General features: G+C 58.0%; 20 protein-coding genes and 1 pseudogene. 12 read left to right on the top strand and 9 right to left on the bottom strand.

Annotation, left to right across the window (positions count from 1 at the left end; all coding sequences use genetic code 11):
- Positions 1 to 153, top strand: a pseudogene (locus tag MYY08_RS02465) (IS1 family transposase); the annotation flags it as partial.
- 4 nt (positions 154 to 157) lie between these two features.
- Here MYY08_RS02465 and MYY08_RS02460 read toward each other — a convergent pair.
- Entirely contained in the window at positions 158 to 343 is a 186-nt protein-coding gene (locus MYY08_RS02460; protein WP_288012919.1) for a hypothetical protein, read from the bottom strand.
- A gap of 12 nt (positions 344 to 355) precedes the next feature.
- Between MYY08_RS02460 and MYY08_RS02455 the strand changes: the two genes are divergently transcribed.
- Both MYY08_RS02455 and MYY08_RS02450 read left to right on the top strand, forming a co-directional pair.
- Positions 356 to 1,042, top strand: a complete 687-nt coding sequence (locus tag MYY08_RS02455; protein ID WP_288012915.1) for a hypothetical protein — start codon at positions 356 to 358, stop codon at positions 1,040 to 1,042.
- A 331-nt stretch (positions 1,043 to 1,373) separates the two neighbouring features.
- Positions 1,374 to 2,273: a LysR family transcriptional regulator gene (locus MYY08_RS02450; protein WP_038625962.1), complete on the top strand. Its 900-nt coding sequence runs from the start codon at positions 1,374 to 1,376 to the stop codon at positions 2,271 to 2,273.
- On the opposite strand, the gene MYY08_RS02445 is transcribed toward MYY08_RS02450, so the two are convergent.
- From MYY08_RS02445 to sapA, 7 genes are all read right to left on the bottom strand, one after another.
- The gene (locus tag MYY08_RS02445) at positions 2,270 to 3,406 is read right to left on the bottom strand and encodes a CMD domain-containing protein (RefSeq protein WP_038625964.1); all 1,137 of its coding nucleotides are present in this window, start codon (positions 3,404 to 3,406) and stop codon (positions 2,270 to 2,272) included. The two genes, MYY08_RS02450 and MYY08_RS02445, sit on opposite strands and share 4 nt — an antisense overlap.
- Before the next feature lie 213 nt (positions 3,407 to 3,619).
- Entirely contained in the window at positions 3,620 to 4,408 is a 789-nt protein-coding gene (gene fabI / locus MYY08_RS02440; protein WP_038625966.1) for an enoyl-ACP reductase FabI, read from the bottom strand.
- 160 nt (positions 4,409 to 4,568) lie between these two features.
- Entirely contained in the window at positions 4,569 to 5,381 is an 813-nt protein-coding gene (gene sapF, locus MYY08_RS02435) for a putrescine export ABC transporter ATP-binding protein SapF (RefSeq protein ID WP_038625968.1), read from the bottom strand.
- On the bottom strand, positions 5,381 to 6,373 hold the full coding sequence (gene sapD / locus MYY08_RS02430) for a putrescine export ABC transporter ATP-binding protein SapD (RefSeq protein WP_038625970.1): 993 nt from the start codon (positions 6,371 to 6,373) through the stop codon (positions 5,381 to 5,383). Before sapD ends, sapF begins: the two co-directional genes overlap by 1 nt.
- Positions 6,373 to 7,263 carry a putrescine export ABC transporter permease SapC gene (gene sapC / locus MYY08_RS02425; protein ID WP_038625972.1) on the bottom strand — a complete coding sequence of 297 codons (891 nt, stop codon included), beginning with the start codon at positions 7,261 to 7,263 and terminating at the stop codon, positions 6,373 to 6,375. The genes sapD and sapC overlap by 1 nt, the downstream gene beginning before the upstream one ends.
- The gene (gene sapB / locus MYY08_RS02420; protein ID WP_038625974.1) at positions 7,250 to 8,215 is read right to left on the bottom strand and encodes a putrescine export ABC transporter permease SapB; all 966 of its coding nucleotides are present in this window, start codon (positions 8,213 to 8,215) and stop codon (positions 7,250 to 7,252) included. The genes sapC and sapB overlap by 14 nt, the downstream gene beginning before the upstream one ends.
- Positions 8,212 to 9,840 (bottom strand): ABC transporter substrate-binding protein SapA, encoded by a 1,629-nt coding sequence (gene sapA / locus MYY08_RS02415; protein WP_038625975.1) that lies wholly within the window; start codon positions 9,838 to 9,840, stop codon positions 8,212 to 8,214. Before sapA ends, sapB begins: the two co-directional genes overlap by 4 nt.
- A gap of 381 nt (positions 9,841 to 10,221) precedes the next feature.
- Here sapA and uraH point away from each other — a divergent pair, with 381 nt between their 5' ends.
- Both uraH and MYY08_RS02405 read left to right on the top strand, forming a co-directional pair.
- Positions 10,222 to 10,632 (top strand): hydroxyisourate hydrolase, encoded by a 411-nt coding sequence (gene uraH / locus MYY08_RS02410; protein WP_288012905.1) that lies wholly within the window; start codon positions 10,222 to 10,224, stop codon positions 10,630 to 10,632.
- Positions 10,633 to 10,923: 291 nt separating this feature from the next.
- Positions 10,924 to 11,958, top strand: coding sequence for an acyltransferase family protein (locus MYY08_RS02405; RefSeq protein WP_052133892.1), 1,035 nt, complete (start codon positions 10,924 to 10,926; stop codon positions 11,956 to 11,958).
- A gap of 11 nt (positions 11,959 to 11,969) precedes the next feature.
- On the opposite strand, the gene pspF is transcribed toward MYY08_RS02405, so the two are convergent.
- Positions 11,970 to 12,980 carry a phage shock protein operon transcriptional activator gene (gene pspF / locus MYY08_RS02400; protein WP_038625979.1) on the bottom strand — a complete coding sequence of 337 codons (1,011 nt, stop codon included), beginning with the start codon at positions 12,978 to 12,980 and terminating at the stop codon, positions 11,970 to 11,972.
- Positions 12,981 to 13,143: 163 nt separating this feature from the next.
- On the opposite strand from pspF, the gene pspA reads away from it, so the two are divergent.
- From pspA to tyrR, 7 genes are all read left to right on the top strand, one after another.
- A complete protein-coding gene (gene pspA / locus MYY08_RS02395) occupies positions 13,144 to 13,809 on the top strand; it encodes a phage shock protein PspA (protein ID WP_038625981.1) in 666 nt (221 codons plus the stop codon).
- Between the two features lie 89 nt (positions 13,810 to 13,898).
- On the top strand, positions 13,899 to 14,126 hold the full coding sequence (gene pspB / locus MYY08_RS02390) for an envelope stress response membrane protein PspB (RefSeq protein ID WP_038625983.1): 228 nt from the start codon (positions 13,899 to 13,901) through the stop codon (positions 14,124 to 14,126).
- On the top strand, positions 14,123 to 14,485 hold the full coding sequence (gene pspC, locus MYY08_RS02385) for an envelope stress response membrane protein PspC (protein WP_038625985.1): 363 nt from the start codon (positions 14,123 to 14,125) through the stop codon (positions 14,483 to 14,485). The genes pspB and pspC overlap by 4 nt, the downstream gene beginning before the upstream one ends.
- A gap of 46 nt (positions 14,486 to 14,531) precedes the next feature.
- The gene (gene pspD, locus MYY08_RS02380) at positions 14,532 to 14,759 is read left to right on the top strand and encodes a phage shock protein PspD (protein WP_038625987.1); all 228 of its coding nucleotides are present in this window, start codon (positions 14,532 to 14,534) and stop codon (positions 14,757 to 14,759) included.
- Between the two features lie 150 nt (positions 14,760 to 14,909).
- Complete coding sequence (locus MYY08_RS02375; protein WP_038625989.1) at positions 14,910 to 16,307, top strand: YcjX family GTP-binding protein; 1,398 nt, start codon at positions 14,910 to 14,912, stop codon at positions 16,305 to 16,307.
- Positions 16,304 to 17,380 (top strand): TIGR01620 family protein, encoded by a 1,077-nt coding sequence (locus tag MYY08_RS02370; RefSeq protein WP_038625991.1) that lies wholly within the window; start codon positions 16,304 to 16,306, stop codon positions 17,378 to 17,380. The genes MYY08_RS02375 and MYY08_RS02370 overlap by 4 nt, the downstream gene beginning before the upstream one ends.
- Before the next feature lie 236 nt (positions 17,381 to 17,616).
- Positions 17,617 to 19,007: transcriptional regulator TyrR (gene tyrR / locus MYY08_RS02365; RefSeq protein ID WP_288012895.1), on the top strand; the 1,391-nt coding region annotated here is incomplete at its 3' end.

The raw sequence follows: 19,007 nt of genomic DNA, 5'->3' as shown, positions 1-19,007 counted from the left end.
CTGCACGTAATCAGCAAGCGATATACGCAGCGAATTGAGCGGCATAACCTGAATCTGAGGCAGCACCTGGCACGGCTGGGACGGAAGTCGCTGTCGTTCTCAAAATCGGTGGAGCTGCATGACAAAGTCATCGGGCATTATCTGAACATAAAACCTATCAATAAGTTGCCGTCATTACCCCTTTCTCAACCTCAATCGCCAACAGCTGCTCCTGATTGCTTTTGGCAACAACCAGAACAGCGCCAGCGAGGGCAATGCGGGCGTCGTTGCTATCGATGGACGCGGCTATTTTCTTTTCTCCGGGAACCGTCTGTATGGCGCTGTTGCGCTGCGTTCCCAACACACCTATGCCCTGGTGCATTCTCGTGATAATACCTTCCATGCATGGCCTAAAAACCAGGAGGGGGCTTATCCAGGCATCACCAGCGCCAGCAAAATGTATCCCTTATGGCTGACGACGGGCACCACGCCGAATGTTCGGGGTTTTGTCAGTGATGGTGACACCTTCCTGGTGAAAGCCGATTTTACTGCACCTGTTATTTATGATGTCGGCAGCAACACTCAGCTTCGTAACCTTACCATTCGCTTTGTGGAGTACGAAACCGGTGAAACGCCGCTTACAGGCGGCCTGGCGAGTTCGCTTATCCAGACCTGGGGTAATGGGGAAATGACGCTTGATAACGTACAGGTTATTGGCAATGAGGTGCGCAAGGTTGCGCTTTTACAGGGCGGCACTACCAATACCAAAGCCTGGGGGCTGACTTTTCGCAACGTGCGGGATGACAGCGAAGATGCGCCGTTGATCCTCTCTGGCACAACTGTAGAAGGGCCTCTGCGTCTGGAGGGCGCCAACCATTATGGAATGGGTAAAAAGTTATTTGGCAGCGCCGCGAAGGAAATGAACCTGAGTTCGAATATCAGTAAAAATTATCAACCTTACCCTGGAGAACGCCTGACCTATCATACCGAGCTGGTGCCAGCTAATCCGCAGGGCGCCATCTGGAATGGCACCGAGTGGGTGACCTACAGATTCAATGCGTAAACTTTTACCGTTTTAAGCGCGAAACGAATGATGGCGGCCTTTGGCCGCCTTTTTAACAACGGTCTTTCAGTGTCTTCAGACCAGCTATGGCGTTTTATTTTTGTCCCATGGTTAGCACAAAGAGCTTTGTGCAAAAGCCTGCATGGCAGCAATCTCGGAGGCAGATAGTGAGTATGCTAAGATAATCACGCTATAAAGAGACCAGAGGTCCCTCTGCTCGACGGATAACCCATCAGGAAGGCATGTTAAATTTTAAGTCAGTACGCCTGCGAGTACATAATTTTCACGCACCCCGATTTTATCTATCCTAACTTACTGAATTATAATAACTATGGATATAAAACAACTTATTTATCTGTGCAATCTGGAGCGTGAGCGTCATTTCGGCCGCGCCGCGGAGGCCAGCTTTGTCAGCCAGCCGACCCTTTCAATGCGCCTGAAGAATCTGGAGCGCGAATTAGGCCTGTCGCTGATCAACCGCAGCAATAACTTTGATGGTTTTACCGCTGAAGGCGAAAGGGTGCTCGCCTGGGCGCGCGAGATCGTATCGGTTTATCAGGGGCTAAAGCTTGAAGTGGAGTCGCTGAAGCATGGCGTGAACGGCACGCTGCGGATCGGCGTGGTGCCGCAGTGCAGCGTCTCGCTGCCGCTGCTGCTCAAGATGGTCAGCGATCGTTATCCGCAGCTTGATTACCGCATCGCGGTGCTCAGCGCCGATCAGCTGCTGGAGGCGCTTAACAGCCATACCGTGGATGTCGGCATCGGCTTTTTTGAACTGGCGACACTGCGCGAGCTGCATTTTCAGGCGGAGTCCCTGACCGATAACGGCGTGGAACTGGTTTACCATCCCGACCATTTTCCTGAGCTGGACGCGTATGACACGCTGCGCGTCACGGATATCGCTACGCTGCCGCTCTGCCTGGCGGAGCCAACCCGCTATTTTCGGCGCTATCTCGACGCCAGCTTCCGCGAAGCGGGCGTGACACAGCGCGTAATTATGGAGAGCACCTCAATATTTCAGCTGCTGCAAGGGGTACAGGTGGGGCTGGGCTGCCTGATCTCCCCGGTGGGGCACCTGCTGCCTGATATGAACCCGGCGTTGCACCGGCGTCCGCTGGCGATCGCGCCGATGGCGCGTCATGCGGCGGTGGTCATTGCCGAACCGGGACGCGCCACGCCGCTGTCGCAGCATTTCTTTGATGAGGTGCGGCGCATTCTCAGTGAGGGTTAATGCTCGCCAAGCGCCTGTACCAGCCGGTTATTCCAACCCGCCAGCGCCACGCGCAACACCAGCGCGAACAGCTGCTGTTGCGACACACCCTGCGCCAGTAGCGGCTGCAAATGCGCGGCGCTAAGGCGATCCGGCGCGCGCGTCAGCTGGGCGGCGAACGGGATCAGCGCCTGCATTAACGGCTCACGACGGCAGGCGTTCAGCGCATGTTCAACGCCCTGACGTAATTCATCCGCATACGGACCGCGATAACTTTCAAAGCAGAGCGTGCTGCCGTTGATGCGCGCCGCCACCGCCTGCGCCAGCCGCTCCAGATCCGTTGCGGGCGACAGGGTGGAGTGCCAGTCGCTCCAGACGCGCAGCGCCTGTTCATCCCATGCGAGCAGCCAGGCCATTTCCGTCAGCGCGCATGATTCCTGCGCCGCTTCAATCGCCGCCAGCTGCTGTGGGCTGGCGTAGCGCCGTTCCAGCGGCGGCAAACGCGGACGCCAGGCGCGCTGCGTAGCAAAGCGCTGCGCTTCCGCATCGATCATCTCATTCAGGCCCGGCAGCCAGCACACCGGCAGACCGATCATCGCCTGCACGCCAGCCGCCACGCGCGCCTGAGCGCTGACAAAGCCGATAATCTGGCAGATTGTGACGATATCAGGCGCGGTCAGCCCTACCTCATCAAGCCGCTGGAGCGCGGCGGCATCGATCACCGCGGGCTGGCTGGCGAGCTGACGGGCGAACTGCGTCATCTGCGTAAGACGGTTATTGCTTTCGCGCGACGAGTCGGGCCCGGAGAGGGGATTAAGCCGCGCAGCGTAGTGGTTGCACAGTCGCTGGATGTTGTTGACCTGCGCCACCGTTAACGCGGTGGCGAGCTTATCGTACAGCGTCAGCGTGTGGGTGAGCGTCGGCGTCACGCTGTCAGGCAGCAGCAGCAGGCTGAGCGCCTGTCCCGCCTGTAACGACTGACGAAAATGATGAAACAGCGGGGCCAGGGCGTCGCCCTGCTGTTGCAGGCCGAGTAAAAAACGATCGTCAGCCCGCGCCGCTTCGGGATAAAGCGGGGGCGCCTGTTCAGCGCGATAGCTGGCCTGGGTTTCATGATACCAGTGGCTGTTGCCGGAATAACGGCGTGGTTCCATGCGCGTTCCTTTCACAAATGAGCAAACCCGATGCATTAAAACACAGCAGAAAACGCCGTAAATTCGGGTCAGAATGGCAGGACTATCCTGCAACAAGCGAAAGGTGGCATCAAAGAATGTTCAGCGATAATAAATAGCGGAAAGCTATAACGTGAGAGGCGAGAAAAAGCGCAGGGGGAAAGCGGGCGAGACTGACGCCTCGCCCAAAGAACCTTATTTCAGTTCCAGTTCGTTCATTGCAGCGATGCTGAAGCCGCCGTCAACGTGAACCACTTCGCCGGTGATGCCGCCAGCCAGGTCGGAACACAGGAAGGCCGCGGAGTTGCCCACGTCTTCGATAGTCACGGTGCGACGGATCGGCGTAACCGCTTCACAGTGCGCCAGCATTTTACGGAAGTCCTTGATGCCGGACGCCGCCAGGGTACGGATCGGACCGGCGGAAACGGCGTTGACGCGCACGCCTTCCGGACCCATCGCGTTCGCCATGTAGCGTACGTTCGCTTCCAGAGACGCTTTCGCCAGACCCATGACGTTGTAGTTCGGGATCGCGCGCTCTGCGCCCAGGTAAGACAGGGTCAGCAGCGCTGAGTTCGGGTTCAGCATCGCACGGCACTCTTTCGCCATCGCCACAAAGCTGTAGGCGCTGATGTCGTGCGCGATTTTGAAACCTTCGCGGGTGACGGCGTTCACATAGTCGCCATCCAGCTGATCGCCTGGGGCGAAGCCGATAGAGTGAACGAAACCGTCAAATTTAGGCCAGGTTTTTGCCAGTTCAGTAAACAGCGCTTTGATGCTCTCATCTTCAGCAACGTCACACGGCAGAACGATATCGGAGCCCAGTTCTTTAGCGAACTCTTCAACGCGGCCTTTCAGTTTATCGTTCTGATAGGTGAAAGCCAGTTCCGCGCCCTGTTTGTGCATCGCCTGTGCAATACCGTAGGCGATGGAGAGTTTACTGGCAACGCCAGTAATCAGAATGCGCTTACCGGAAAGAAAACCCATAGCTGTAATCCTTATGGTCATTGTTGTTGGCGGCCGCAAAGCTTAAAAAATGCGCAGCCGCGTTAATCGACCCGGCGATTCTAGCACGAGTCTGGAGATAGCGTTAATCCGACCTGTCGGTTGGCGAAAAGCGCCGCAGCAGGTGAATAAGGCCAGGCATTTAAACCGGCGGATCGCGGCGCCATGCGTCCGCCGTCAGCGCCTCGCCGAAGTGGCTGGCGATCATGCGGCGTGTCAGGTTGTGCAGGGGAGCGGCCAGCACATCGGCGGTGCCGCCGCGCTCCACAACTTCCCCCTGGCTCATCACCAGTACCTGATCGCTGATGTGCTTCATCATGCCGAGATGCTGAGTAACGAAAATATAGGAAAGCCCGTGCTTATTCTGCAGTTCCAGCAGCAGGTTGACCAGCTGCGAACGCATCGACATATCGAGCGAGGCCATCGCTTCATCGGCGATAATCACTTTCGGTTGCAGGATCAGCGCGCGCGCCAGGCCAACGCGCTGTTTCTGACCTGGCGCCAGCATATGCGGATAATAGGCAGCGTGGTCGGGCAACAGGCCCACCTGGCGCAGCGTGGCGTTAATGCGCTTTTCGCGCGCCTGGGCGTCGAGATCGCTGTTCAGACGCAGCGGAAAATCGAGAATATGGCCGATGCGCTGACGCGGATTCAGCGAGGTAGAAGGGTCCTGAAAAATCATGCGGATAAGCTTACTGCGAAAACTGTAGTCGCCGTAGTGCAGCGGGCTGTCGTTAATGACGATTTCGCCCGCGGTCGGCTCCACCATGCCGCTGAGCATCTTCGCCAGCGTCGATTTGCCGGAGCCGTTTTCGCCGATGATCGCCAGCGTCTGCCGCTCGCGCAGCGTAAAGCTGACATCCTTAACCGCTTCAACGTGCTGACGTCGAAACAGCCCGGTGCGATAGCGATAAGTTTTGCTGAGGTTACGCACTTCCAGCAGGGTCTCAACCATCAGGGCTTCTCCATATTCAGCGGAAAGTGGCAGGCGAAAAGATGATTCTTCGCGCCAGCCAGGCGCGGCGTTTCGATGCATTTCTTCTGCGCGTAGGGGCAGCGCGGGCCCAGACGGCAGCCGATAGGCAAATGCTCCAGCGACGGAATCGCGCCCGGCAAGGTGTTCAGACGGCTTTTATGCGGCAGCGCGCTACCGAAATCGGGCATTGCGCGAATCAGCGCCTGGGTATACGGATGATGCGGCGTATTGATCAGATCGCTGCTGGAGGCGGTCTCCACCGTCTGTCCGCAGTAAAGCACATTGATGCGGTTGGCCCACTGGCTCATGGTGCGCAGGTCGTGGCTAATCAGCAAAATGGTGGTGTTATTATTCTGGTTGAGCCGGCTCAGCAGACGGAAAATTTGCGCCTGAGTGGTCGGCTCCATGGCGTTGGTCGGCTCATCGGCGATCAGCAGACGCGGCTGGTTCGCCAGCGCGATAGCGATCATGACTTTCTGGCATTCCCCTTCGGTCAGCTCGTAGGGATAGCTGCGCATAATATCCTTATGATCTTTAATGCCGACGCGATGCAGCAGTTCGATAGCGCGCGCGTGGCGCCAGCGGAAGCGTTGATACCAGCGCCCTTTGTAAGTCCAGCCGGGGATCGCCTGCATAATCTGGCGGCCCACTCTTTCCGATGGGTCGAGACAGGATTGCGGCTCCTGAAAAATCATCGATACGTTGTGGCCGATAATGCGGCGGCGCTCGCGTGGCGACAGGCGAAGCAGATCGATGTCATTAAAGCGCATCCGATCGGCGCTGACGCGCCAGTTATCTTTGGTCACTCCACAGATCGCTTTGGCGATCAGACTCTTACCGGAGCCCGATTCGCCCACCAGCCCGCGGATTTCGCCTTCGCTCAGCGTCAGGTTAACGCGGTCGACCGCTTTCACCGGCCCGTCGGCGGTCATAAATTCGATGGTCAGGTTACGGATATCAAGTAACGGCATTATTCCACTCCCGCCACGATGGCGCGGCGAATTCCGTCGCCTAACAGGTTGATAATTAATACGCTCAGCATAATGGCCGCGCCGGGCAGCATGACGGTCCAGGGCGCGACGTAGATCAGCTCCAGCGCGTCGCCGAGCATTGCGCCCCATTCGGGCGAGGGCAGCTGCGCGCCGAGATCGAGAAAGCCGAGCGCGGCGATATCCAGGATCGCCATCGACAGCGCGCGCGTGAACTCGCTTACCAGCAGCGGCAGGATATTAGGCAGAATGGCGTGCCGGAGAATGTTGCCGTTGGTGGCACCGTCGAGACGGGCGGCGACGATATAATCCTTCTCCAGCTCATCGTGCACGGCGGTATAGATCGCGCGCACCAGGCGCGGCAACAGCGCCAGCCAGACCGCCAGCAGCGCATGCTCCAGACGCGGTCCCATAAAGGCGACCACCACAATCGCCAGCAGCAGCGACGGGATCGACAGCAGCGTATCGAGAATATGGTTCATCACCGCCGATCGCAGGCCGTGAGTAATACCCGCCAGCACGCCCAGCACGACCGCGCACAGCGCCGCCGCCAGCGTCACCAGGATGGCCGAACCCACGGTCGGCGCCGCGCCGCTTAACAGACGACTCAGCACATCACGTCCTAAATCGTCGGTGCCGAGGAAAAAGGAGACGTCGCCATAACGCGACCATGAAGGCGGCAGCAGCTGGTAGCCCAAAAACTGCTGATCGAGGCCATACGGTGCCAGCCAGCCGCCGAACAGGCAGAGAAACAGCAGCGCGATAAAGCCGTAGAAACCCACCATGGCGCTGGTATCATGGTAAAACAGGCGCCAGATGTGACGAAAGGGGCTGGGCAGGCGCTTCTCGGCGTAGATATTATCTAAGGGCATACCATTCCTTATGTTTCAGCGGCGTCATCATGGCGCCCAAAATATCTGACAGTACATTCACCGTAATCACCAGACCGCCGACCACCATCACGCCAGCGGAGATCGCGGCATAATCCTGTTGACGAATGGCGTTTACCAGCCAGCGGCCGAGCCCAGGCCAGCTGAACACCACCTCGGTGATCATCGCCAGCGTCAGCATGGTGGCGAACTGCAATCCCAGCCGCGGGATCACCGGCGGCAGCGCATTGTGCAGTACGTGACGACGAATTACCGTAAAGCGCGACAGGCCGCGAGTCGCCGCCGCTTTGACATAGTTGGCGTCGATAACCTCGCTGGTGCTGTTGCGCAGCAGACGGATTACTTCGGTCGTCGGGCCGACCGCCAGCACGGTGACCGGCAGCACCATATGCAAAATGACGCTGACGATCATCTCATTGCGCCAGGGCGAATCGCTGATGAACGCGTCAATCAGGGCGAAGCCGGTCACTGGCTTCAGCTGATACAGCAGGTCGATGCGGCCGCTCACCGGCAGCCAGCCAAGGTTGAGCGAGAAAAAGAGGGTCAGCAGCAGCGCCAGCCAGAATACCGGCATCGAGAAGCCGAGCAGGGCGGAGGCGCCAATAGCGCGATCCTGCCACTTATTGCGCATCACGCCGGCGATAATGCCCAGCGGAATGCCCAGCAGCAGCGCCAGGCTGAACGCCAGGATGCAAAGTTCCAGCGTGGCGGGAAACACCTCGTGCAGCTGCAAATTGATCGACTGGCCGTTGATGCTGGAGACGCCGAAATCGAGTTGCAGCACGCCGGTAAACCAGAACCACCAGGCGTCCAGCAGGGAAGCGCCCTGCAGCGGCGCGTGCGGCGTGAAATAGCTCAGGCTGAAGGCTACCAGCGTTAACAGAAACAGCGTCACCAGCAGCAGCACCAGACGACGCAGCGTATAGATAATCACGGTTTCGACTCCTCGCCGTTATCACGATGTACGCCGGCAAAGGATGCATTGCCAAACGGACTTAACACCAGGCCTTTAATATCGTGCCGGTAGGCCTGCAAACGCAGGGAAGAGGCGAGCGGCAGCACCGGCAGCTCGCGCGCCAGAATCTGCTGCGCGCGATCGTAGCCTTCAATACGCGCCGCGAGCTGCTGAGACAGCAGCGCCTGATGCAGTTCGGCATCAAATTCAGTATTGCACCAGTGCGCGTAATTGGTCTGAGAATTGATGGCGGCGCAACTCAGCAGCGGCCGAAAAAAGCTGTCCGGGTCGTTGCTGTCGGTGGCCCAGCCGGTCAGGGTTAAATCGTGATTCATCTCCATCAGGCGCGCCTCCTGAAAGCGGCCTTCCACCGACACGATAGAGACGCGTACGCCTATTTGCGCCAGGTCGGCCTGAATCAGCTCGGCGGTTTTCAGCGGACTCGGATTCCACGACTGCGACGCCGACGGCACCCAGAGGCTCAGCTCCAGATTCTCCAGCCCCAGCTTTTTCAGCTGCTCCCGCGCCTTATCGGGATTATATTCGGTAATGCGCGCTTCGCTGTCATAGGCCCATGAGGCGCGAGGCAGCACCGATGCGGCGGTTTCCGCAGTGCCGTAGTAGATTGACTCCATCAGGCGCTCATTATTGATCGCCAGCGCCAGCGCCTGACGCACCTCGACGCGGTCGAGCGGCGCTTTGCGCGTGTTGAACGCCAGATAAGCGATGTTCATGCCCGGACGCAGCGTTAAACGCAAACGAGGATCGTCGCGCAGAATCGTTAACTGGCTGGCGGCAGGGTAGGCGAGCACATCGCATTCGCCGGTCAGCAGTTTCGACAGCCTGCCGGTGCCGCCCGCGCCCATATCGATCACTACCTGCGGCATGCGCGGCAGGCCTTTCCAGTAGTCAGGGTTGCGTTCCAGGCGCACATACTGCCCGGCGCGATACTCGTTAAGCATAAACGGCCCGGTGCCGACCGGCTGGCGATCCAACTCTTCCTGGCGATCGCGCGCCGCCAGGCGATCGGCATATTCCGCCGACAGCACGGGCGCATAGTGGGTCGCCAGATGCCAGAGAAACGAGGCGTCCGGTCCTTTCAGGCGGATTTCGACGGTATCGTTGTCGATTTTTCTGATGCTTTTTACCGCATCGGCATATTGCAGGCTGTCGAAATAGGGATAATCGCCGCCGTTGATGTTATGCCAGGGATGTTGCCGATCGAATATGCGCGCGAAGCTGAACACCACGTCGTCCGCGTTCATGGTGCGGGTCGGGGTAAACCAGGCGGTTTTCTGGAACGGAACGTGACGGCGCAGGTGAAAACGGTAGGTGGCGCCGTTATCCAGCGTCTCCCAGCGTTCCGCCAGTTCAGGGATCAGACGATAGGTATAGGGATCGACATCCAACAGGCGGTCGTAGAGCTGAGCGGAAAGGGTATCAACGACCAGGCCGCTGCTGGCCAGCTGTGGATTGAAGGTATTCATGACGCCGCTGACGCAGTAGACGAAACCGCCGTTACGAATATCTTCTGGCGGCGCGGCATGCGCTGCCGCGCCGAGCAGCGCAAGCCCTGACAACAGCCCGGATAATAATTTCAGCATAGAAAGTCAACATTCAAGGGTAGACAAGCTGAGTGTATCGCACTCTGCAAGTTGACCCAAAATTTGCCGAGACGGACGCTGTTTTTTCCACCATTCCACCCCGTTCAGGGACTATTCCTTCAGGCGCGTTGTGGGAATGAGAAAAATTCTCAACAAAAGGGTTTACAAACGATATTGAGAATGATTATTATTCCTCTGCGCTTCGACGGTGGCTCTACCGGAGAGGGCACGACATTGCTCACATTGCTTCCAGTATGACTTGCCCGCCGATGCGGGCTTTTTTTTAATCCCACTTCTGGGAAATTTCAGATCTGACACGCATTTCCTGATCTTTCCTGCGCCTGCGCTTAGGCTGTCAGGACAAACACAAAGGAGATGCAAATGAAAATTCAAGCGGTTTTATTGCTGGCAGGCATGGGCGTGATGGAGCACGCGGTTGCAGAAACACCGCGCAATCCGATCAGCGTACACGTATTAAACACCCAGACCGGCAAACCTTCTCAGGGCGTGAATGTCGACCTTGAACAGCAGCAGGGCGGCAAGTGGGTGCGGCTGGCGAGTAAAACCACCGACGTGGATGGTCGTATTCCCGCTTTTTATCCTGACGGCAAAAACTTTGCCGCTGGCGAGTATCGCGTTACCTTCCATACCGGTGACTATTTCCACAGCCAGCAAAAAGAGACTTTCTTTCCGGACGTGCCGGTGAACTTCAGGGTGACCAACACTCAGGAGCACTACCATATTACTCTGCTGCTGAGCCAGTACGGTTTTTCCACCTACCGAGGCAGCTGATCGCCGCAGGCGGGCGATCTGAAGTCAGTCGGTTAATACACAGCGTGCCGCAGAAGGAAACGACTGCGGCACGGCTTTATCGTCCCTGTCTCCGCCATCTTCAGGCCGCTTTCCCGCCGTTTCATAGGTTATCCCCATCCTGAAATGTGATTAACTTCACTGAACGTCCTTTGCCAGACAAAGCTTAGATAGTCATGTAGCCATAAGCGCCATTAAGTTAACGCTGCATTTAATACCGGGCTGTTTTCGTTTTCCGGTGGGTAATCTTTAACTTTTGCTTACGGATAAAGAATTATTATTTCAGTACAACTGCTGCGCGCGCTGGCGGCCATTATGGTGGTGATGCATCATATTACTATTAAAGCCGGCCAGTATCATAATAACGCGCTCAGCGGATTTCATATTGGAGAATTTGGCGTCGATCTTTTCTTTATTATTTCTGGCTATATTATGTGTTATACCACGGAGGGGAAGAAAATAGTTCCCTGGGTATTTATTCAGAGACGTATTAAGAGAATTATCCCGCTCTACTGGGTGATGACTGCGATTGCGCTGGCGGTTTACCTTGTCGCGCCCGCCATGGTTAACGCCTCCGGCGGCGAAACCAGTATCCTTGCCTCCTGGACGCTGTTTCCGCTGGGCAAAAAACTGCTGGTCAATAACGGTTGGACGTTGAGTTATGAGTTCCTTTTTTATCTGACTTTTGCCGTCTGCCTTATCGCCGGCAGTGCGGGAAGACGCATCGTGTTGACCTCCTTGCTGCTTATTGCAATTTTTATCACCGGCTTGCTGTTACAGCCGCAGCATCCCACTGCCAAATTTTTAACCAACGGCATTATTCTGGAGTTTATTCTCGGTATGCTGGCGTTTAAAATGACGCACAATCGACACCTTACGAAACTATTATGCGCGTTGCTGGCGCTGTCAGGTTTATTGTTATTAATCATCCAGAATCAAACCGGGATATATCATAGCGCGGCTGGCCGGGTCATTAGCGGCGGAATACCGATGTTCTTATTCTTTACCGGCGTGGTGGGACTGGAAAATGATATTAAACAGTCGTCAGTGCCTGGCATAAAAACATGTGTGCTGATTGGCGAAGCCTCTTATTCACTCTATTTGATCCATGCCTTTACGCTGTCGGCCGGCGCCGTCGCGCTGAAAATGCTGCGCCTTTCGCATCACGATGTTCTGTTTACGTGCGTTTTGCTGGTGAGCTCGATTATTGCCGGTCTTCTCTGCTGGCGTTTTATCGAGCAGCCGCTTAACGCCTGCTTTAAACGTCGCGACAACCGGGCTGTGGCGGCGCGACTGCCGATAAGCTAATTCTGCGCACGTTATTCTGTCTGCTGAGGATTTATCTCATGCTTTTTCAACATGGCGCGCCACTGGTGATAGGTGACGCCAAGCAGCTCCGCCGCGCGGCGCTGGTTATGGCGCGCCTGTCGCAGGCTCTTTTCCATCAGCGCCTTTTCCTGCCGCTGCTGCCAGAGACGTAAATCGAGCGGCAGCGCGGGCAGGGCGTCAGCCTGTGACGACGGCGCCTGCGGCAACGTGGCGGCGGGCGTTGACGAACGTTGCGCGAAAGGATTAATGATAATTTCATCCAGCTCCTCGTCCGCCGTGGCGTGACGGTACACCGACCGTTCCACCACATTTTTCAGTTCGCGGATATTGCCGGGCCACGCGTAATCCAGCAGCGTCTGCCGCGCCGCGTCGGAAAAGCCGGGGAACAGCGGCAGCCTCAGCTCGCGGCACATCTGAATGGCGAAATGGTCGGCCAGCAGCAGGATATCGCTGCGGCGCTCGCGCAGTGGCGGCAACTGCACCACGTCAAACGCCAGCCTGTCGAGCAGGTCGGCGCGAAAGCGGCCCTCCTGCGCCAGCTGCGGCAGGTCGGCATGGGTCGCGCACACCAGCCTGACGTTGACCTGCAACGACTGGTTGCCGCCCACGCGCTCCAGCTGACCATACTCAATCACGCGCAGCAGCTTCTCCTGTACCAGCATCGGCGCGGTCGCCAGCTCATCAAGAAACAGCGTGCCGCCGTCGGCGCGCTCGAAGCGTCCCAGATGGCGCTGGCGCGCGCCGGTAAAGGCGCCGGCCTCATGTCCAAACAGCTCTGAATCGAGCAGGTTTTCATTCAGCGCCGCGCAGTTAAGCGAAATAAACGGCCCCTGCCAGCGGTCAGAGAGATAGTGCAGGCGGCTGGCGATCAGCTCTTTACCGGTGCCGCGCTCGCCAATCACCAGCACCGGCTTGTTCAGCGGTGCCAGCCGGGAAACCTGTTCCAGCACCTCAAGAAAGCTATTGGCTTCGCCCAACAGGTTTTCGTTGCTTTCGCTCATGGTTAATTTGACCAACAGTTGGTGATAAAAACCAATTTAGCCGAGGTGAGCAATAACGTCAATTTTATAAAATCAATATTATCAATGAATTAAAAGTTGGCACGCTTATTGGATAAGAGATAGCGAAAGCGACATTTAGCGCTAAACACTGGAGGAGTTAATTATGGGTATTTTTTCTCGTTTCGCCGACATCGTGAACGCCAATATCAACACGCTGCTGGATAAAGCAGAAGATCCACAGAAAATGGTTCGCCTGATGATTCAGGAAATGGAAGATACGCTGGTTGAAGTGCGCTCCACTTCAGCGCGCGCGCTGGCTGAACGTAAACAGCTGCTGCGTCGTATCGAGCAGGGCGAACTGCAACAGAACGAATGGCAGGAAAAAGCCGAGCTGGCGCTGCGTAAAGATAAAGACGACCTGGCCCGTTCAGCGCTGATCGAAAAACAGAAGCTGACCGATCTGGTGGCGTCCTTGCAGCAGGAAGTGAGCCAGATTGACGAAACCCTGGCGCGCATGAAAGGTGAAATCGCCGAGCTGGAGAAAAAACTGAGCGAAACCCGTGCTCGCCAGCAGGCGCTGACGCTGCGTCATCAGGCGGCTTCTTCTTCCCGCGACGTGCGTCGTCAGCTCGACAGCGGCAAAATCGACGACGCCATGGCGCGTTTCGAGTCCTTTGAGCGCCGCATCGATCATATGGAAGCGGAAGCAGAAAGCCATCGTTTCGGTAAAAGCAAAACGCTGGATCAGCAGTTCGCCGAGCTGAAAGCGGATGACGCCATCAGCGAGCAGCTGGCGGCGCTGAAAGCTAAAATGAACCGCAGCGAATAAGGAAAGCACGCCCTGTTCACGAATCGCAGGGCGCTGCCGCGTTGTATTTAGCCATTTCGCCCGTGGGGCGACACCTTCAAGGAGAGAGAATGAGCGCACTATTTCTTGCCATACCCCTGACGATTTTTGTGCTGTTTGTGGCGCCGGTCTGGTTATGGCTGCACTACAGCAATCGTCAAAACGGCGCCGCCAGCCTGTCATCAGGCGATATGCAGCGCCTGCAACAGCTGACCCAGGACGCCAGGCGTATGCGCGAGCGTATCCAGGCGCTGGAAGAGATCCTTGATGCGGAACATCCAGAATGGAGACAGCCATGAATAAAAGCCGATTCAGCGGGAAAAAGCTGTGGCGTATTCCGCAGCAGGGAAAAGTAAAAGGCGTTTGCGCCGGGATTGCCCACTATCTTGAAATCCCGGTGACGCTGGTTCGCGTCATTGTGGTGCTGTCGATGCTGTTTGGCCTGTTTATGTTTACGCTGGCGGCCTACATCATTCTCAGCTATGCGCTGGACCCGATGCCGCCGCATGCCGAGGACGAAGCCGCGCCGCTGCGCGCCGATGAGCTGCTCGACGCGTTAAGCCATGAGATGAAGCAGAACGAAACGAAGCTGCGCCATCTGGAGCGCTACGTCACTTCGGAAACCTTCAGCGTCCGCAGCCGTTTTCGTCAGCTTTAATGTGGCTGTGTCGGGGCGACCCGGCCAGCCGTCCGTAAGGAGAGTTATGTCGAATTTTCGTCAGCGCGCAATCCGCGCAACGCCGACGCTGAAACGCGCCGGCAAGCAGTTATTGATTCATGGCCTGATGCTGGCGCCTGCCGGCATCAGCGGCTGGGCGGTAAAGGCGGTGGCGCGTAAGCCGCTGCGCCTGCTGATCGCCTTTGCGCTGGAGCCGCTGTTGAAAAAAGCCGCCAGCCGCCTTGCTTCCCGCCTGCGTTCCCCGGCGCGCTGATCGGCGCGTCCGGCCCCGGCTTCGCCTGCTGAAAAAGCGCAGGCGCGTCGTCGGTTAGCCCTTTTTTCCCCGCATACGGTACACTAATGGTCGATCTGCCGGGACGCCTCGGTTTCTCCCGGCGCGGCAAATGCAGCAAGGATGAGCCTGATGAAAAGAATTCAACATGAACTGGCGACATGGGTTAACCGGGGCGTAGATCGTCATCTGCGGCTGGCGGTGACCGGCCTGAGCCGCAGCGGTAAAACGGCCTTTATTACCTCGCTGGTCAATCAGCTGCTGAATATTCACGGCGGCGCGCGGCTGCCGCTGTTCTCCGTGGCGCGCGAAGAGCGACTGCTGGGCGTGAAGCGCGTGCCGCAGCGCGATATGGGCGTCCAGCGTTTTACCTATGATGAAGGGCTGGCGCAGCTCTATGGCGATCCGCCCGCGTGGCCGACGCCGACGCGCGGCGTCAGCGAAATGCAGCTGGCGCTGCGCTTCCGTTCGCAAGATTCGCTGCTGCGTCATTTCAAGCAGACGGCGACGCTGTGGCTGGAAATCGTCGATTATCCAGGAGAGTGGCTGCTCGATCTGCCGATGCTGGCGCAGGATTACTTCAGCTGGTCGCGTCAGATGAATGGTCTGTTGCAGGGCGAGCGGGTGGAATGGGCGGCGGAGTGGCGTCGTCTCTGTCACGGTCTCGATCCGCTGGCCCCGGCGGATGAAAACCGCCTGGCCGCGATTGCCGACGCCTGGACCGCTTCGCTGTTGCGCTGCAAGCAGGAGGGGCTGCACTTTATTCAGCCCGGACGTTTCGTCTTGCCGGGCGAGATGGCTGGCGCGCCGGCGTTACAGTTTTTTCCCTGGCCTCAGGAAGGCGACGTCAGCGAAGCGCGTCTGGCGCAGGCGGATAAGGGCAGCAACATCGCTATGCTGCGGGCGCGTTATGACTACTATTGCCAGCATATCGTTAAGGGATTCTATAAAAATCACTTCCTGGGCTTCGATCGTCAGATTGTGCTGGTGGACTGCCTGCAGCCGCTGAACAGCGGGCCGCAGGCGTTCAACGATATGCGCTTAGCGCTGACCCAGCTGATGCAAAGCTTCCACTACGGCCAGCGTACGCTGTTTCGCCGTCTCTTTTCCCCGGTTATCGATAAGCTGTTGTTCGCAGCGACCAAAGCTGACCATATCACCGCCGATCAACACGCCAATATGGTGTCGCTGTTACAGCAGCTGGTGCAGGACGCCTGGCAAAACGCCGCGTTCGAAGGCATCAATATGGATTGCATTGGACTGGCGTCGGTACAGGCGACGCAGAGCGGCATCGTGGATCATCAGGGCGAAAAAATCCCTGCGCTGCGCGGCCATCGTCTGAATGACGGCGCGCCGCTGACGGTGTTTCCAGGAGAAGTGCCGTCACGACTGCCGGGCAACGCGTTCTGGCAGGGGCAGGGTTTTCATTTTGAACAGTTTCGGCCGCAGCCGCTGGATGTCGATCGGCCGCTGCCCCATATCCGTATGGACGCCGCGCTGGAATTTTTGTTAGGAGATAAATTGCGATGAGTCAGCCGCCGTTAAAACCGCGCATCGATTTTGCGCAGCCGCTGGAGAGCGAAAAAGCGCAGGCGCTGAAGCCCGCGCAGCGCTTCGATGCGGCGGAAGAGAGCCTGTTTACCGCGCGTCAGGATGAGGATGCGCTGGCGGAAGCGCCGCGTGAGGAACAGGTAGTGGAGGCCGCGCTGCGTCCTCGCCGCAGCATCTGGCGCCGTATGGTGATGGCTGGCATCGGGCTGTTTGCCGCCAGCGCGGTGGCGCAGGGCGTACAGTGGATGCTGGACGCCTGGCGCGATCAGGCGTGGTTTGCGCTTGGCGCTGGCGCGGCAGGCCTGCTGATCGTGCTGGCGGGCGTCGGCGCGCTGGTTACCGAATGGCGGCATCTTTATCAGCTGCGTCAGCGCGCGGAAGAGCGTGATACCGGACGCGAACTGTTGCACAGCCACGGCATCGGACGCGGCAAAGCGTTCTGTGAAAAGCTGGCGCGGCAGGCGGGCCTGGATCAGGGGCACCCGGCGCTACAGCGCTGGCAGGCGGCCCTGCATGAGACGCACAACGATCGCGAAGTGGTCGCGCTCTATGCCCAACTGGTTCAGCCGGTGCTCGATCGTCAGGCGCGCGCCGAAATCGGCCGCAACGCCGCCGAAGCGACGCTGATGATCGCCGTCAGCCCGCTGGCACTGGTGGATATGGCCTTTATCGCCTGGCGCAACCTGCGCATGATCAACCGCATCGCCGGCGTTTACGGCATTCAGCTCGGCTATTTCAGCCGTCTGCGCCTGTTTCGTCTGGTGCTGCTGAATATCGCTTTTGCTGGCGCGTCGGAACTGGTGCGCGAGGTGGGAATGGACTGGCTGTCGCAGGATCTGGCGGCGCGGCTTTCTACCCGCGCCGCGCAGGGCATCGGCGCCGGCCTGCTGACCGCGCGTCTGGGGATCAAGGCGATGGAGCTGTGTCGCCCTTTGCCCTGGCTGGATGACCGCCCGCAGCTCGGCGATTTTCGGCGTGATCTGATCGCACAGTTAAAAACACGTCTACAGCCGCGCGCCGTTAAAACGGAAAAAAAGGATACGCTTTCATAAGGGTATAAAAATGGACCAATCGCGGCCTGACGGCGATGCTGTCCTGCATGAAGTAAAAAAAATGTTATAACCCTCTAAAAAATGGTGGAAGCGCATGATTATCGCTCACGCTTCCGCTACACTCCTTGCGCAACGCCGTGCTCTGTCAACTTATCCTGACAGAGCGCTTCAGGCTCTTCGTAAGTTGGCGTATTATTTCATGATTCGCTGTTACCAAATTCAATAAGGCCTACCCAATGCGTTTGGAAGTCTTTTGTCAGGACCGAATTGGTCTCGCCCGTGAACTGCTCGATCTGCTTGTGGAGCGCAGCATAGATTTGCGGGGCATTGAAATTGCGCCGATTGGCCGTATTTATCTCAACTTTTCCGCTATCGCCTTTGAGCAGTTCAGCCAGCTGATGGCGGAAATTCGTCGTATTCCCGGCGTCACCGACGTGCGCACCATCGCCTATATGCCTTCAGAGCGCGAGCATCGCGCGCTGAGCGCGCTGCTGACCGCCATGCCGGAACCGGTGTTCTCTATCGATATGAAGGGCAAAGTGGAGCTGGCGAACCCGGCGGCACAAAGCCTGTTCGGTCTGGATGAGCATAAAATCCGCAACTACGGCATCGCCACGCTGGTGAGCGGCTTTAACTTTACCCGCTGGCTGGAGAGCGAGCGGGTAGAGGCGCAGACGCAGCACGTAGTGATCCAGGGGCGCGACTTCCTGCTGGAGGCGCGTCCGGTTTACGCCGCCGAGGAAGAGGGCGCCACGCTGCCGGTCGGCGCGATGGTGATGCTGAAATCGACGGCGCGCATGGGCCGCCAGCTGCAAAACCTGGCGGTCAACGACGACCGCGAGTTTCAGCATATCGTCGCGGTCAGTCCGAAAATGCGTCAGGTGGTGGAACAGGCGCGCAAGCTGGCGATGCTCGATGCGCCGCTGCTGATTGTCGGTGATACGGGCACCGGCAAAGATATGCTGGCGCGCGCCTGTCATCTTCGCAGCGCGCGCGGCAAACAACCCTTCCTTGCGCTCAACTGCGCCTCGCTGCCCGACGACGTGGCGGAAAGCGAGCTGTTCGGCCATGCGCCAGGCGCCTATCCCAACGCGCTGGAAGGTAAAAAAGGGTTTTTTGAACAGGCTAACGGCGGTTCGGTGCTGCTGGATGAGATTGGCGAAATGTCGCCGCGCATGCAGACCAAGCTGCTGCGTTTTCTTAACGACGGCACCTTCCGACGCGTCGGCGAGGAGCACGAGGTGCATGTCGATGTGCGCGTGATCTGCGCCACCCAGCGCAATCTGACGGAGCTGGTACAGCGCGGCGAATTCCGCGAGGATCTTTTCTATCGTCTGAACGTGCTGACGCTTAATCTGCCGCCGCTGCGCGATCGTCCACAGGATATTCTGCCGCTGACCGAGCTGTTCGTCGCCCGCTTCGCCGACGAGCAGGGCGTGCCGCGTCCGCGCCTGTCGCCGCAGCTGAACGCCTTCCTGACACGCTATAACTGGCCGGGCAACGTGCGCCAGTTGAAAAACGCGCTCTACCGTGCGCTGGCGCAGCTGGAAGGATATGAGCTACGTCCGCAGGACATCATGCTGCCGGAGTTTACCGAGCAGCTGGCGCTGGACGAGCAGGCAATGGA

This window comes from Mixta sp. (genome assembly GCF_024610815.1).
Lineage (GTDB): Bacteria > Pseudomonadota > Gammaproteobacteria > Enterobacterales > Enterobacteriaceae > Mixta > Mixta calida.
This window is presented reverse-complemented; position numbering and strand designations above follow the sequence as displayed.